This window comes from Amphritea japonica ATCC BAA-1530 (assembly GCF_016592435.1).
Taxonomy (GTDB): domain Bacteria; phylum Pseudomonadota; class Gammaproteobacteria; order Pseudomonadales; family Balneatricaceae; genus Amphritea; species Amphritea japonica.
Window position 1 is genome coordinate 2598800 of sequence record NZ_AP014545.1, and the last position, 14695, is coordinate 2613494.

General features: G+C 49.1%; 16 protein-coding genes. 6 read left to right on the top strand and 10 right to left on the bottom strand.

Annotation, left to right across the window (positions count from 1 at the left end; translation table 11 throughout):
- The first annotated feature begins 164 nt into the window (after positions 1-164).
- The 3 genes from AMJAP_RS12065 to AMJAP_RS12075 all read left to right on the top strand — a co-directional run bounded on the left by AMJAP_RS12065 (position 165) and on the right by AMJAP_RS12075 (position 3745).
- A complete protein-coding gene (locus AMJAP_RS12065) occupies positions 165-563 on the top strand; it encodes a YbaN family protein (protein ID WP_019620301.1) in 399 nt (132 codons plus the stop codon).
- Positions 564-748: 185 nt separating this feature from the next.
- On the top strand, positions 749-3046 hold the full coding sequence (gene metE / locus AMJAP_RS12070) for a 5-methyltetrahydropteroyltriglutamate--homocysteine S-methyltransferase (RefSeq protein ID WP_019620300.1): 2298 nt from the start codon (positions 749-751) through the stop codon (positions 3044-3046).
- 129 nt (positions 3047-3175) lie between these two features.
- Complete coding sequence (locus AMJAP_RS12075) at positions 3176-3745, top strand: pyridoxamine 5'-phosphate oxidase family protein (protein WP_019620299.1); 570 nt, start codon at positions 3176-3178, stop codon at positions 3743-3745.
- A 7-nt stretch (positions 3746-3752) separates the two neighbouring features.
- Here AMJAP_RS12075 and murI read toward each other — a convergent pair whose 3' ends face one another.
- Entirely contained in the window at positions 3753-4544 is a 792-nt protein-coding gene (gene murI, locus AMJAP_RS12080) for a glutamate racemase (protein WP_019620298.1), read from the bottom strand.
- Positions 4545-4917: 373 nt separating this feature from the next.
- Between murI and AMJAP_RS12085 the strand changes: the two genes are divergently transcribed.
- Together AMJAP_RS12085 and AMJAP_RS12090 are read left to right on the top strand one after the other, a co-directional pair.
- Positions 4918-5259, top strand: a complete 342-nt coding sequence (locus AMJAP_RS12085) for a 5-carboxymethyl-2-hydroxymuconate Delta-isomerase (protein WP_019620297.1) — start codon at positions 4918-4920, stop codon at positions 5257-5259.
- Positions 5260-5268: 9 nt separating this feature from the next.
- Complete coding sequence (locus AMJAP_RS12090) at positions 5269-5931, top strand: hypothetical protein (protein WP_019620296.1); 663 nt, start codon at positions 5269-5271, stop codon at positions 5929-5931.
- A gap of 95 nt (positions 5932-6026) precedes the next feature.
- Here AMJAP_RS12090 and AMJAP_RS12095 read toward each other — a convergent pair whose 3' ends face one another.
- The 7 genes from AMJAP_RS12095 to AMJAP_RS12125 form a co-directional block, all read right to left on the bottom strand.
- A complete protein-coding gene (locus tag AMJAP_RS12095; RefSeq protein WP_019620295.1) occupies positions 6027-6377 on the bottom strand; it encodes a RidA family protein in 351 nt (116 codons plus the stop codon).
- Positions 6378-6404: 27 nt separating this feature from the next.
- Entirely contained in the window at positions 6405-7814 is a 1410-nt protein-coding gene (locus AMJAP_RS12100; RefSeq protein WP_019620294.1) for an FAD/NAD(P)-dependent oxidoreductase, read from the bottom strand.
- Entirely contained in the window at positions 7811-8131 is a 321-nt protein-coding gene (locus AMJAP_RS12105; protein WP_019620293.1) for a (2Fe-2S)-binding protein, read from the bottom strand. Before AMJAP_RS12105 ends, AMJAP_RS12100 begins: the two co-directional genes overlap by 4 nt.
- Positions 8109-9239 carry an NAD(P)/FAD-dependent oxidoreductase gene (locus AMJAP_RS12110; RefSeq protein ID WP_019620292.1) on the bottom strand — a complete coding sequence of 377 codons (1131 nt, stop codon included), beginning with the start codon at positions 9237-9239 and terminating at the stop codon, positions 8109-8111. The genes AMJAP_RS12105 and AMJAP_RS12110 overlap by 23 nt, the downstream gene beginning before the upstream one ends.
- Before the next feature lie 74 nt (positions 9240-9313).
- Entirely contained in the window at positions 9314-10315 is a 1002-nt protein-coding gene (gene dctP, locus AMJAP_RS12115) for a TRAP transporter substrate-binding protein DctP (protein ID WP_019620291.1), read from the bottom strand.
- Positions 10316-10372: 57 nt separating this feature from the next.
- Positions 10373-11671, bottom strand: coding sequence for a TRAP transporter large permease (locus AMJAP_RS12120; RefSeq protein ID WP_019620290.1), 1299 nt, complete (start codon positions 11669-11671; stop codon positions 10373-10375).
- Positions 11664-12224 (bottom strand): TRAP transporter small permease, encoded by a 561-nt coding sequence (locus tag AMJAP_RS12125; protein WP_019620289.1) that lies wholly within the window; start codon positions 12222-12224, stop codon positions 11664-11666. Before AMJAP_RS12125 ends, AMJAP_RS12120 begins: the two co-directional genes overlap by 8 nt.
- Positions 12225-12385: 161 nt before the next feature.
- On the opposite strand from AMJAP_RS12125, the gene AMJAP_RS12130 reads away from it, so the two are divergent.
- A complete protein-coding gene (locus tag AMJAP_RS12130; RefSeq protein ID WP_019620288.1) occupies positions 12386-13321 on the top strand; it encodes a LysR family transcriptional regulator in 936 nt (311 codons plus the stop codon).
- 59 nt (positions 13322-13380) lie between these two features.
- On the opposite strand, the gene AMJAP_RS12135 is transcribed toward AMJAP_RS12130, so the two are convergent.
- Together AMJAP_RS12135 and ureG are read right to left on the bottom strand one after the other, a co-directional pair.
- A complete protein-coding gene (locus AMJAP_RS12135; RefSeq protein ID WP_019620287.1) occupies positions 13381-13962 on the bottom strand; it encodes a HupE/UreJ family protein in 582 nt (193 codons plus the stop codon).
- A 28-nt stretch (positions 13963-13990) separates the two neighbouring features.
- Positions 13991-14662, bottom strand: a complete 672-nt coding sequence (gene ureG, locus AMJAP_RS12140) for an urease accessory protein UreG (protein WP_019620286.1) — start codon at positions 14660-14662, stop codon at positions 13991-13993.
- Between the last annotated feature and the right edge of the window lie 33 nt (positions 14663-14695).

The following is a 14695-nucleotide window of genomic DNA, read 5'->3' on the forward strand; positions in this document are numbered from 1 at the left end:
ATCAGAATAAAAGTATAGCCTGCAGGCAAATCAAGCCAAACCTGTCCCCGACCGTTACGCCCCTGTTTCTGTCTTCAACAATAGGTCTGCCTCGCAAGGTTAATCTGCTAGGATGACGGTAAAGACACAGTCACAATAACAATTTTGATCCGAAGGATAACTCAGTGCCCAATACCCTGATCCGGGCTTTCTATCTTACTGCAGGCCTCCTCTGTGTCCTGCTAGGCCTCATCGGCGTGGTGCTTCCACTACTGCCAACGACGCCTTTTCTGCTGGTTGCCGCCTTCTGCTTCTCGCGTAGTTCCGAAAAGTGGCACCAGTATCTACTTAATCATCGTTTATTTGGCCAACTGATTCGTGATTGGGAAGCCTATGGGGTGATACCTTTCAGGGTTAAACTTTTCTCCACAACGGTGATGTTAGTCATGATTAGTTATCCAATGCTCTTCCTCGATTTTCATCCCGGACTGAAAGCCCTGGCAGCAGGCACTGTCATTTTTGCCCTTTGGTATATCTGGAGCCGGCCTTCAGACCGTCCGGTCATTGATAGCGAATCCAGCTAAGACACAACAAGTTTATCCAGGATAAACCTCATACCTCATATAAGGGCCCTCTTACCTAAAGACTCACTATTAATTTAATTCAACAATTTTTGATTTAATATCAATTTACCTCATAATGAATTCTCACCATAATCTCCTCTCTTTAGGAACAATCATCTGTTCCGCATACCTATCAACAGGAGAAAATGGTGAAAACACATATTCCGGGCTTTCCCCGTATCGGCGCTCAACGCGAACTGAAATTCGCATTAGAGGATTACTGGCATGGAAAATCCAGCCGCAACCAACTGGTTGATACGGCAAAGACACTGCGAATGCAAAACTGGAATATACAAGCTCAAAGCGGCATGGATTTTGTCACCGTTAACGACTTTTCGCTGTATGACCAGGTACTCGATCATTCTGTATTACTCGGTTCGACACCTGAACGTTTCAACGACGGTAGCTGCGATAGTTTCGATAACTATTTCCGTATGGCCCGGGGGCGAGCGCCTTCTGGTGAGCCAACCCGAGCCTGCGAAATGACTAAGTGGTTTGATACGAACTACCATTATCTGGTACCTGAGCTTTCGCCAAACCAACGCTTTATTCTTAATCCGGAGAAGCTGTTAGCAGAAATCGCCGAAGCTCAACAACTTGGCCATCAGGTTAAACCCGTTATTCTTGGCCCAGTCACTTACCTGTGGCTGGCAAAATGCGCTAACGAGGAATTTGATCGACTGAGTTTGCTACCGGCCTTGTTGGATAGCTATCAAGGCCTGCTGAAACTACTGGCACGCAAGAACATCGACTGGGTTCAAATTGATGAACCGGCACTGGTTATGGAGCTGGATACTCGCTGGCAGGAAGCTTACCGCGAAGCTTACCAGACTCTGAGCACCTGCGGTGCCGACCTGAAGCTTCTACTAACAACCTACTTCGGTGCGCTGGATAAAAATTTCAACCTGACTAATTATCTGCCCGTCGATGGCTTTCATCTGGACGCAGTGCGCGGCGGTGATGAATTTATCCGTTTCAGCGAGCAGTTGAGATCTGACCAGGTACTATCTGTCGGTGCAATTGATGGTCGTAATATATGGAAGGCCGATATCACTTCGCTGAAAGAAAAGCTTGCCACTGTTGCACAGCAGCTCGGGGATAACTTCTGGCTTTCCAGTAGTTGTTCCTTACTGCATGTACCGGTCGATCTGGCACAGGAATCAGGCTTTGATCCAGAACTCTATAGCTGGCTGGCCTTTGCTCATCAGAAATTATCTGAAATATCCCTGCTGAAAAGCACTCTGCTAAATCTGTCGCCACAAGCCGATACGGCTGAACAGCTGGCGGCGAACCTGCGCGATGTTACCGCGCGAACTCAGTCTCAGCGAGTACACCGGATTGAGGTAAAAAGCCGGGTACACACCCTGACCCCGGAAGATGGGGAGCGGGGATTAGCCTACGCCGAACGAGCCATTCAGCAGCAAAATAAATTACAACTACCGGCCTTCCCTACCACCACTATTGGCTCTTTTCCTCAAACCAGCGATATCCGTTCAGCCCGGGCCCGGTATCGCAGAGGCGAATTAGACAGCAGCGCCTATAACGCCATTATGCAGGCGGAGATCAGGGACTGTATTGAGCGGCAGGAACGCTATGGGCTGGATATGCTGGTTCACGGCGAGCCGGAACGCAACGACATGGTTGAATACTTCGGTGAGCAACTCGAAGGTTATACCACCAGTCAGCTTGGCTGGGTTCAGTCTTATGGCTCCCGTTGTGTTAAGCCACCCATTATCTATGGTGATATCTTACGTAAAGAAGCTATGACGGTCGGCTGGAGTCGCTATGCACAATCTCTGAGTAATAAACCTGTTAAGGGAATGCTCACAGGTCCGGTAACCATGCTTCAGTGGGCCTTTGTCCGTGATGACCAGCCCCGTTCTGAAACCTGCCTACAGATCGCTCTGGCACTCAGGGATGAAGTAGTAGATCTTGAGCAGGCTGGTATAGCGGCTATTCAGATTGATGAACCTGCGATTCGTGAAGGCTTGCCTCTGAAGCGTTCGGAATGGGACTTCTATCTGCAATGGGCGGTCTATGCATTTCGTGTATCGGCCAGTGGAGTCCAGCCCGACACTCAGATCCATACCCATATGTGCTATGCCGAATTTAATGACATTATCCAGGCTATCGCCGATATGGATGCCGATGTTATTACGATTGAAACCAGCCGCTCTAATATGGAATTGCTGGAAGTATTTACAAACTTTGATTACCCCAACGAAATCGGCCCTGGCGTCTATGATATCCACAGCCCGAATACACCGACAGTGGAGCAAATTCTATCTCTGATAGATAAAGCCGCTACCCAGATCCCTGTTGAACGCCTCTGGATCAATCCGGATTGTGGATTAAAAACCCGTGGTTGGGATGAAGTGGCTACCAGCCTGATCAATATGGTCGCTGCCGCAAAAATTCTGCGGGAACAAAGCCTGGCAGCCTGAGTTTTTATGAAGCGCTAACCAATGGCCGATGGGTAAAACCACCGGCCATTTTTGTTTCTCTGGCGCGCATTCCTGACTCGTTACTGCCTATAATAGCCATAGCTATAAACATGCCTGGAAGAATCGCTAATGGGAAAACAATTTTCAGAACTGACTGAACGGCAGATAACCTTTATCAGCCAGCAGAAAATCTATTTTGTGGGTACCGCCGCAGACACCGGGCATGTAAACCTCTCCCCTAAAGGCGGTGATTCGCTACGGGTTATCAACTCAACCACGATTGCCTGGTTAAACCTGACCGGCAGCGGTAATGAATCTGCCGCCCATGTAATCCAAAATCCCCGAATGACGATTATGTTCTGCGATTTTGATGGTTCACCTCTGATCCTCAGAACCTACGGCAATGCCAGAGTATTGCACCGTCAAGATGCCGAATGGTCTGATTACAACCGACTATTTCCCACCAGCATTGCCACCCGACAGATCTTCATACTGGATATCAACCTGGTCCAGTCGTCCTGTGGAATGTCAGTACCCTACTTCGATTACAAAGGTGACCGAAATGAGTTAGACCGGTGGTCTGAAAAACAGGGAAAAGCGGGTATAGAGCAATACTGGTCAAATAAAAACCAACAAAGCATCGATGGTTTCGATACTGAGATTGTCAAACGTACCGGTCTTATCGAGTCAGAAGATTAACACGCTCTCAAAGGTGTGGAATCGCCAGGACAGTCACCTCATCGCCCAGCAATAAACTGACTGAGCTTGATATATTCTCTGATGTGTTACTACTCCAGGCCTTAAAAGAACCGGAGTCATCATGAGGGTTTAGCAGGTTCAGTTCTGATAACTTATTTTTTACCTGGACGGCCACAGGTGTTGCCGTATCAATAATACCTGCCCGATCCTGAAGCACATATTCGATAACAGGCTTAAGGAAGGGATAATGGGTGCAGCCCAGTACAATCTGATCAGCGCCTTTGTCCAGCAAAGGCATAACGTACCGCGCGACCACTTTAAAGGTCTCAGGACTGTTAAGATCCCCCTCTTCGACTAACTCAACAAAACGGGGACACGCCTGAACCACAATAGTGGCCTGCTCCGAAAAACGCTCTTTCAACAACTGAAAAGAGGGACTCTTTAATGTTTGTTCGGTTGCAAGTACACCGATGACCCCGGCTTCGCTCTGCATAACAGCGGGTTTAATTCCGGGTTCGACACCAATCACTGGAATTTGAAATTTACTGCGTAAGATGTCGATCGAATGTAATGTTGCTGTGTTACAAGCAACAACGATCGCTTTGCAGTCCTGGTTACTTAAAAAACGTGAAACCGTTTCGGCACGCTCCTCAATGATCTCTTTCGACTGAGAACCATAGGGCGAAAAGGCCTGATCTGCGACATAGATCAAATTCTCTGAAGGAAGTTCGCTTCTGATAGCCTTAGCGATTGATATACCGCCCACACCTGAGTCAAAAATGCCGATAGGTCTTTCCACGATTACACCCGAATCCACACTAAATAAAGTATCAATTGGAAAGCATTATTCGCTTTCCACTATTTTTTATAGTGCAACAAGAATATCACTGTTTTAAACCCGTTAAACAGAGGTGGCAACGCCATAATACCTACCCAGATCAATACAGATTAAAATCGTTTCTAAACAGCCGTTGAAAGAGCAAGTTATCCCTGAAAAATGTATAAAAAAATCCGTGACCCACGATGCTCAAAAGAACTCTTCCGTTTTATCTCACTTCCATACCCTGATCGTTCTTCAATATTGCTACAATCACCCGAACAGAAACCCCATTAGCAAACCCAAAGAAAGCGCCCTACCGGAAGGCTCTCTTTAGGAAACTCAGGAGAGACAAGTGCCACACTGTATTATCGAGTACGCCAAACCTTTGGAGGCCCGGCTTAATCCAACAGAGTTGCTAAACGCTGTCTATGAAGGCGCCTCTCTTTCAGGATTATTTGAGGGACCCGATATTAAAATCCGCGCGATCGCTTACGAAGCCTTTCTGACTGGCGCGGAGAAAAGTGCATTTATCCATGTAACAGCCCGCATCCTGAATGGCCGATCTCTGGAGCAAAAACAAAGATTATCTTCTACAGTTGTAAAGAGGTTAGCTGACCTGGGACTCGCCGATATTTCAATAACGGTAGAGATCGTTGAGATGGAAAGTGATAGCTACGCTAAATATCTGACTTAAGGAGAGAGAATGTTCGCAGGTCATATCGGAGCGGCACTGGCGATAGGAAAGTTAGATAGAAAGGTGGGCTTAGGGCCACTGATCGCAGCCTCGCTTTTGATCGATCTGCTACTCTGGGCATTTATCCTGCTTGGCTGGGAATCGGTTGCCATTCCGGAAAACTTTACCGAAACCCATCAACCTTCCTTTATTTTCCCATTCTCTCACAGTCTTTCTGCCGCTATCATCTGGTCGGCACTCGCGGGGGTTGTTGCGTTTTTATGGTATTCCGAGCGAAAAGGATTGCATTTACGCGCCGTTTTTATGATCTCGATCGCCGTCTTATCTCACTGGTTACTCGATTTCACCGTCCATAACCCGCAACTCCCTCTGCTGGGAGAAGCCTCCTTCAAAGTAGGTTTGGGTCTTTGGGATAACATGCCCATCGCACTTCTGTTTGAAAGCTTCATTCTAGTTGCAGGTCTGTTCCTCTTTCTGTCCGGAGCCAACATATCAGGCGCAAAGAAGATCGCGCTTAGCATCCTTTGCCTGACGACTCTCGCCTTTACTATCGCCGGCATGACCATCGCTCCGCCCCCACCATCGGCAATGGCCATGGCAGAAAGCTCAATAATAATAATCGCAGTTATCTGTGTGCTTGCGGGATGGCTGGGAAAAGAAAAAACAGCATAGTTGTGAGTAATAAAAAGGCTGTCAGCCCCTGAGCAGGGCTGAAGCAATAAAAAGCCATTCACATAACTTAAGCAAATATAAATGGCATTAATAAATTAATCTGTTGCAGCGATGACTGAAATCTCAACCAGCAACTCCGGACTTGCCATCGCCGCCTCAACACAGGCTCTTGCCGGAGCATAGCCCTCTGGCACCCAGCTATCCCACACTGAATTCATCTCAGCAAATAGCGCCATGTCCTTAATGTAGATAGTCGCTGAAAGTATTTTCTCCGGGCTGCTGCCCACAGAAAAAAGCAGATCAGACACTTTCTCTAACATTGTTTGAGTCTGATCCAGAATACCTGCCGAACGGTCTTCAGCGACCTGACCGCAAAGATAAGCCGTATTATTATGAATCACTACTTTGCTCATGCGAGCAGCAGTCTGATGGCGTTCAATCGTCATGATTTTAGTCTCGAAATTAATTAATAATTACTTTATGGGCCTGTCCTGAGCTGGCTGACTAAGAGAAGCCAGTTCGCCCAATGTGACCGGCTTAATCGGGAAACGGATGTTGTAATAGCCAACCTTTGAAGGAGTACTGCCTAACTCATCTGCCAATAAAGCAGTGACGGTAGATCCACACTGACGGCCCTGGCATGGCCCCATACCGGAACGGCAGAACGCCTTCGCCTGGTTCGGCCCAACGCAGCCATATTTCACCAGCCCGCGAATCTCACTGGCATTCACTTCCTCACAGCGACAGACGATAGTCTCTCCCTCGGGCCGGAGAAAGATATCCAGCGGACGGTAGAGATGATCAAGAAAAGGACGGATAGCCAACTGATGCGCTAACTCTTTACGTAACGAGCCTATCTCCGAGTCCTTTTGCCCCATCAGCCCTGATTGTTGAACAATCTCATTAGCAACAACACGCCCCTGAATCTCTGCCACAATAGCGCCGCCGATACCGGCAGAGTCGCCGGCAATAAAGATATCCGGGTGGCTGCTGCAGCCATTTTCTAACAGCGTGGGTTTCCAGCATTGCTGTGCTTCATCCCACTGGTGTTCCAGTCCAATAGCGCGGCCCAGTTGAGTATTGGGAATCACCCCCTGATGCACCAGCAATGTGTGGCATTCCAGTTGATGCACAGTCTTACCCTTGCGAAAACTAACCGAAGCAAGATTACCCTCACTCCCCGGCTCAGCACGCAATTCAGTTGCACACTTGTAGTATTTCACGCCACTACGGCGGATCTCATTGAGCATCCGCACACCTTTAAGCAGATGACGCCAGCCTTTAATGGCCCCGCCAATCTCCTTTAATGCCCTGCCGTAATTCGCCGTCGGGGTTGTTTCAACGATCCCTTCAACCCTGACACCCGCCCTGATCAGCTGACAAGCGATCAGCAATAACAACGGACCGCTGCCGGCAATCACCAAGGGTTCTGCCGGCGTCAGACCCGATGACTTCAATAATATCTGAGCAGCACCACAGGTCATCACGCCCGGTAGCGTCCAACCGGGAAAAGGGACCGGACGTTCCTGTGCGCCGGTCGCCAGTAACAGTTTTTTAAAACCAACCTGATGACTAACACCTTCCGCTGAAAAGCACAGGCTGTTCTCACCGGTCACTTCCCATACTGTCGCATTCGGTATATGCGTCAGCGGAGCCTGAGCCAGGCCTGCTAACAAGGATTCACCGACGTAGTAATCTTCACCCAGAATAGAACGGTTCTGCAGTATTGGACGGCCAATATTTCTATATATCTGTCCACCCGCCCGGGGCTGTTCGTCCAGTATCAGCGTCTTAAGCCCGGCGGTACTCGCTTCTTTAGCTGAAGCCATGCCAGCCGGTCCGGCACCGATTATCACCAGATCATATTGCGGTAAATCTGTCATAAACTGTCTCCACCCAGCTCACGGGCACCCTGCTGAACAGTAACCACCATCCCTTCGCGAACTTCTGTCATACAGGCCTGTTTATTGGGTTTACCATCGATATTCATTAAGCATTCAAAACAAACACCCATCATGCAGTATGGCGCCCGGCCAGCACCGCTAACAGGGGTTGTCCGCGTAGGTCTAAGACCTGATCGCATCACCGCAGCGGCAACAGTTTCACCATCCAGGGCGATAACTTTTCGCCCTTCTACAGTGATTTCTACCGTTGCTCTTTCATTACAGGGCAAACGGTTAAAGCTTAAATCTGCTGCCATGAAACTTCTCCAAATCTATAGCCGAATCGGCACTACCAGTCACAATCCAGTCAGCGACAGGCCCGGCATGTGCAGCCGCCAGCGTGACACCACTGTGACAGGTAACCAGATACGCTCCAGGGTATTGTTCCGACTGTTGATATATTGGATTGCCATCCGGAGTCATGATGCGCAAAGCGCCCCAGGAACGGATCAGGTTTACCTCTTTCAACAGCGGAAACATCGTAGTTGCACGATGAGCAATCTGCGCTAGAACCTCCGTTGTCGTACCTGTATCAAAACCAACATCTTCTTTTGAATCACCGCACTGAACGGTACCTTCTTCGGTCTGACGCACATGTCCGGTCGGATAGTGCAAAAACGGACGCACCCGTTCTGCAATCAATACCTGCCCCCGGTTCGGAAAAACCGGTGCCTCAATTCCAACCATCGGCCCCAGATCTTTATTACCTAAACCGGCCGCCAGCACCACTTTGTTACAACTGAACTCACCCTGTGCTGTCTGTAAGATAAACTGCCCCTGTTGCGGGACAATATTGCCAACCCGGCCAGCATTAACCAGCTTGCCCCCGAGCGACTCAAAGCGTGCAACCAGCGCCTGCATCAGATACAGCGGATTGACATGACCATCTTCAGGTCCCCAGGTTGCGCCTGCTATCTCGGGGCCGATATCCGGAATCATTTCACGCAACTGTTGCAGGTCGAGTACCTCATAGGGATAACCTTCGGAATGCTCAACAGCCATCTGTTGCAACATTTCCTGACGCTTTTGCAGCTCAGCTTCGTTCAGGCAGACAAACAATCCTCCCCGCTGCTGCAGCTGGATATCGATGCCAGTGTGCTGGGTCAGATCATCTGCCAGCCCATCCCAGAGCCGAGCTGAAAGACGGGTAATGCGTGCATATTCAGGCAGGTTATCACCCTTGCCCTGCACCCAGACCAGGCCAAAATTCCCCCGTGATGCCCGTAATGCAACATCACCTTCATCGTATACTGTGACCTGCTGCCCCTGCTTTTGAATCCCCAGCGCAATACAAAGTCCTACCAGGCCACCGCCAATTACAGCTACGTCAGAGCTGCCACGGTTTATCCGCACACTCTCCGTCATATGCTTTCTCCAGTATAAAGAGGATTAATCGCTGAAAAGACCGGCCAGACGAATGCCTGACCGGTGGTTCAATATTATTCAGCCAGTGCAGCGTCAAGAATCTGATCAGCCCACTCTTTACCGATATCATTGATGATTTCAGGCCATACGTTCTGCTTAACTTTTGCTGCAGTCGCGGCTAACTGCTCAGGCGTCACCTTAACGATAGTTGCGCCGGCATCAACCAGACGCTGCTCGTTAGCTGCCTGATCTGTTTCAGCAGTTGCCCAGCGGCTGTTTTCAAAATCCAGAGCAGCCTGGGAAAGCGCCTGCTGTTGATTCGCTTTAAGATCATTGAAACGTTCTTCATTGATCATCAGGTACCAGACTTCAAAATGCGTATTAATCGGTACGTAGTACTTAGTCACGTCACGGAATGAAGCGTAATAACCTTCAGCACCCGAGCCGATAACACCATCAACAACACCGGTTTGCACAGCGGTAAAAGCTTCAGAGAACGGCAAAGGTGAGCCGATATAACCTAAGTTATCCGCCAGCAGCTGAAAGACCTTGATCGGTGGCACACGTACTTTAGCTGATTTGCTAACACCGGAATCCGCTGCACCCTCTACATCTTTGTTCAGCGCTACACCGCCAAAGTAAACAGGCCATGCACCCAGCACTTTAATGCCCTGCTGCTTATAAAGATCCGATACGGTATTTCGCATCACAGAACCCGGGCCAAATTTCTTCTGCGCATCAGCCCAGTCCTGTGCCATATAAGGCAGAGAAACGATCTGGAAACGTTTATCAACGCTGGATGCAATTGGCTGCACAGCCATATCAACAGCCCCCAGGCCAACACGCTCCTGAACTACCGTGTAGTCACCCAGAGCATTTGCCGGATACAGCTTAACTTTTAGCTTTCCATCGGTTGCAGCTTTTACAGCTTCAGCAAATTTAGTGGCATCCATATCAATCGCCGTACCCTGCGGGCGAACGTGTGAAAGCTTAAGGGTTGCAGCTTCTACTGCCGTCATAGCCGCCAGCGATAAAGAAGCGGCCAGAACCAGCTTTTTAGAAAGTGATGTAAACATTGATATTCCTCATTGTTGTTTTGTGTCCTTGCGGACCGTTTTTTATGTTTAACGTACTTAGTAACCCATCATTGCCGGGATAGCTTCAGAAAGTTCAGGCCAGATCAGCACCAGTACCACGACTGGCAAATAACCGAACAAAAGCAGGATCATGGCGGGCTTGATAACCTCGGTAAATTTCACTTTACCGATCCGCGCACCCAGATAAAGAATGCTGGCGTAAGGCGGAGTAACACCTCCCATCGCAGTGGTCACACCCATAATGGCGGCAAATTGAATCGGGCTGACACCCAGCGCACTCATCAATGGCATTAGCAAAGGAGCAGTCAGAATGATCGCCGTGATATCGTTAACCACCATGCCGATGGCGAACAAAAACAGCGTGACCATAATCAGCAGAACAGTCTTGTCCTGGGTTATCTCGAAGATAGATTCCACCAGCGCCTGGGGAATATCTTCCATAACGAAGAGTTGGCTCAGCATCAGACTGAAAAGAATCATAATCAGAATGGCACCCACCGCAGTGGCAGACTCCTTTCCGGCTTCAAGAAACTTTTTCCAGGTGAGTCCCCTATAGATCATGAAACCTACCGGTAAGGCATAGATAACAGCGACCGCAGCAGCTTCTGTCGGTGTCATGATTCCGCCATAGATACCGCCAAGGATAATGACCGGCATTAGCAATGCAGGAATCGCATGAACCGTATTGTTACCCGCCAGTTTCATGGTCTCGCTGAATGAGACTTTGTCATCCAGTACCAGTGGGAATTTTCGCGCCATCACCAGGTTAACAATGGCAAAGTTGAACATGATCAGCAGGCCCGGCCCCAGAGTCGCCAGAAAGCTTGCCAGAATCGAGGTTTCTGTCACCCAGCCATACACAATCATGGTGACACTGGGCGGAATTAGTAGTCCCAGAATTGATGAGTTAGCAATCAATGCCGTGGCATATGCACGGGGATAGCCCTTACGCTCCATCTCCGGAATCAACAGTGGACCGATTGCCGCAATACCCGTCAGACCACTGCCTGAGATTGCCCCGATAATGGCACAGCTAATAGAAGCAACGACGCCCAATCCGCCTCTGACGCGGCCAACAAAAATATTAACAAACTTAAGTAAGCTCGCCGCGATCCCACTGACACTCATAATCGTGCCGGCAAAAACAAACAGCGGTATGGCTAGCAATATCGGGTTAGTCAGCTGACTAAACCCCCACAGCATCATCCCTTTGAAAGTGACTTCGCCAACCAGCGCCATCACCATTAAACCGGCGCCAAAACAATATGGCAGCGGTACACCCAGACTCAGTAGAATAACGAGTACGGCAAACGCTAACAGTGCTATCTCAACCATTGTTACGATCCTCCTTCGGTGACAGCAACTGGAACTCATCCAGCTCATCCGTGTGTGGATGCTCATGATCAATCAATTTATCGACTTCCGATCCGCCGGCCAGCAACACACGAACATGCCTGGACAGATGCAACAGAACATAAAAGGTCATCAGTAACAGACCGATAAACAGCGCAGATTCATAGATAAGTGTGGGCAGATAAAGGGTCGGGGTCTCTTTCGATACCCGCATCGCATATTGGAAGTAATCCCAGGCCCAGTAGGTCAGCCAGCCTGAGATAACCAGACTGATAGATTCAGAAACGACCAGCAAAATATGCCGTGCCCGTTCTGTTTTAAGGAAGATTTCGAGCACATTCGCACGAATCTGAGTGTCTTCCCGGGAAGCGTTAACTGCGCCGAGAATATATAGCCATAAGGTCGGAATAACAGCGATCTCTTCAAGCCCCATGATAGGCGTCTCGAAAACATAGCGCGTTATTACCTGCACGAATTGCATACCTGCAACCGTACTGATCAATATCGCCAAAGTGTATCTAAACAATGTCTCCATAATTATTATCTCTTGTTGGAGCTCATAATCAGTGCCTCCTGAGAAGCACACTTGATGTTGTATTTACATGATCATAAATCGAACAAATAATATCAAATCATGAATATTACATACTTAATAACTTGATGTTATATTATAGATCACTCAGGAGACTATCATCTATGGCTCAGTTAAGTTTCAGACAAGTCGAGGCATTTCGCGCGGTAATGATTGCCGGCACTACAACAGGCGCTGCAGAAATACTTTTCATTTCACAGCCGGCAGTCAGCCGACTATTAAGTGATTTTGAAGACTCGGTGAAGGTGCCGTTGTTTGATCGACTGAAGAAAAGATTAGTCCCGACACCGGAAGCCCTGATTCTGTTTGAGGAGGTCGAACGCTCTTTCGTCGGTATCGAAAAACTGGCACGTACTGCTGAAGAATTAAGGACGTTTCATCGGGGGACGCTGCGAATAGCCTGTATGCCAGCCCTTGCTCAGGCGTTTCTACCGCAGGTTTCCCGGGAGTTTATGGAACTGAATCAGGGTGTCTCGATGACACTACAGGTACGTAGCTCTCAACAGGTCGCAGACTGGATCTCTACCCAACATTTCGATATCGGCTTTGCTGCCGTCGCCGTATCAGACCCATCCATAAAAACAGAACTGCTGGCACGCAGCGAAATGGTCTGTATCCTGCCTCCCGGACACCCGCTTGAGCATAACGAACTCATCGAGCCGCAAGATCTTAAATACGACGTTTTTATTTCGCTGGGCACGGAGCATCGATACAAGGTAGACGATGCTTTCGAGAATGCCGAGGTAAAAAGGAAAATGTTGTTTGATACTCAGGTATCCCATATCGCCTGTAGTTATGTACTTTCAGGCTCAGGGGTGTCTCTGGTTGATCCGGTAACCGCGCTGAGTTTTATCAAGCAGGGCCTTATAGTCAAACCCTTCTCTATCTCAGTACCCTTTAAATACAACCTGATATATCCGGCCACCCGTCCCGTCTCTCAGCTGGCACTGGATTTTTGTAAACTGCTAAAGATCCGCTTAACTGAGTTGGCTGAGGGGTCGGATAACCTGTTTAAAATATTAGAAAAAAAGAAACTATAGCTATAACTACTTTCGAAGAAGCCCCCGACAGCCAACATTACTGGCGGGGGCCATTCAGTCTATACCGCTGATAGCACTCCAAAAGCCGCTACGGCCACACCCGAAATACGGGAGATCATGCCCAGGCTATAGCGGTCTGCCAGCTGCCCCAGCCGGGTACCTGCCACTAGCAGTACTGTGGTAGTAATCAAGAAGCCTGCTATATATGCAACCGGATTCACTGCCAACGGCAGTTCAGCGCCGTGGGCCAAACCATGGAAGAGCGCGAAGCCCGCAGCAACTACCATTCCTGCAATCAGGGTAAAACGTACCGCCAGTGCCAGCAATACGCCTGCAGCCATCACTGATACAACGATTCCCTGCTCAACAAAAGGTACTGTCAGTCCGCCAACCGCCAATAGAGTACCAACGACCATCGCCAGCAGAAATGCTGCAGGAACGGCTGTACCTACCCTGCTTTTGCTATAGCCTGCCGCCATCAGACCGACCGCCAGCATCACCAATAGATGGTCTGCTCCTGACAACGGATGAAGCAGCCCCTGGAAAAAGCCGGCCACTTGATGCCCGGTATGCGCCATCGCAGAAAGCGGAGCCAGTGCACCGATAAGGGTTAACAGACGTAACTGATTGCGTTTATTCATTGTGTGCTCCTGAAAAGCCTATTAAGTATTAAACCACTGCCTTAACCGGAGGCAGCTGCTTAGATTCCAGCATCCCTTCGGTGACGATAAACTCGAGAATCTTTTCCAGACCTTCAGCCTTCTTCAGGTTAGAGAAGACAAAAGGTCGGTCGCCGCGCATGCGTTTGGCATCCACATCCATCACGTCAAGGGATGCACCCACCAATGGCGCCAGATCTGTTTTATTAATAATCAACAGATCAGAACGGGTGATACCGGGGCCTCCTTTACGGGGAATCTTATCGCCCGCAGAGACATCGATGACATAGATGGTCAGATCTGAAAGTTCCGGACTGAACGTGGCGCTGAGGTTGTCACCGCCACTTTCAACAAAAACCACATCCAGCTCACCGTGACGAGCGATCAGCTGATCGATCGCCGCCAGATTCATCGAGGCATCTTCACGTATCGCGGTATGCGGACAGCCACCGGTTTCCACACCGATAATGCGGTCGGCATCCAGTGCTTCGTGTTGCGTCAGAAATTTAGCATCTTCCTTGGTATAGATATCGTTAGTGACCACAGCGATATCATAATGTTCGCGCATCGCGGAACAGAGTGAGCGTAGCAACGCTGTTTTACCCGAGCCTACCGGGCCGCCGACACCGATTCGAAGTGTCTGTTTTTGCGGGTTTGTCTGGTTGTTAGTTGTTGTGCTCAAAATAACTCTCCTGAATTCTGTCGTTTCTGCCCT

Coding starts and splice junctions, on each gene's coding strand:
- metE (WP_019620300.1), top strand. CDS start 749: ATGGTGAAAACACATATTCCGGGCTTTCCCCGTATCGGCGCTCAACGC.
- AMJAP_RS12075 (WP_019620299.1), top strand. CDS start 3,176: ATGGGAAAACAATTTTCAGAACTGACTGAACGGCAGATAACCTTTATC.
- AMJAP_RS12090 (WP_019620296.1), top strand. CDS start 5,269: ATGTTCGCAGGTCATATCGGAGCGGCACTGGCGATAGGAAAGTTAGAT.
- AMJAP_RS12095 (WP_019620295.1), bottom strand. CDS start 6,377: ATGACGATTGAACGCCATCAGACTGCTGCTCGCATGAGCAAAGTAGTG.
- AMJAP_RS12100 (WP_019620294.1), bottom strand. CDS start 7,814: ATGACAGATTTACCGCAATATGATCTGGTGATAATCGGTGCCGGACCG.
- AMJAP_RS12105 (WP_019620293.1), bottom strand. CDS start 8,131: ATGGCAGCAGATTTAAGCTTTAACCGTTTGCCCTGTAATGAAAGAGCA.
- AMJAP_RS12110 (WP_019620292.1), bottom strand. CDS start 9,239: ATGACGGAGAGTGTGCGGATAAACCGTGGCAGCTCTGACGTAGCTGTA.
- dctP (WP_019620291.1), bottom strand. CDS start 10,315: ATGTTTACATCACTTTCTAAAAAGCTGGTTCTGGCCGCTTCTTTATCG.
- AMJAP_RS12120 (WP_019620290.1), bottom strand. CDS start 11,671: ATGGTTGAGATAGCACTGTTAGCGTTTGCCGTACTCGTTATTCTACTG.
- AMJAP_RS12125 (WP_019620289.1), bottom strand. CDS start 12,224: ATGGAGACATTGTTTAGATACACTTTGGCGATATTGATCAGTACGGTT.
- AMJAP_RS12130 (WP_019620288.1), top strand. CDS start 12,386: ATGGCTCAGTTAAGTTTCAGACAAGTCGAGGCATTTCGCGCGGTAATG.
- AMJAP_RS12135 (WP_019620287.1), bottom strand. CDS start 13,962: ATGAATAAACGCAATCAGTTACGTCTGTTAACCCTTATCGGTGCACTG.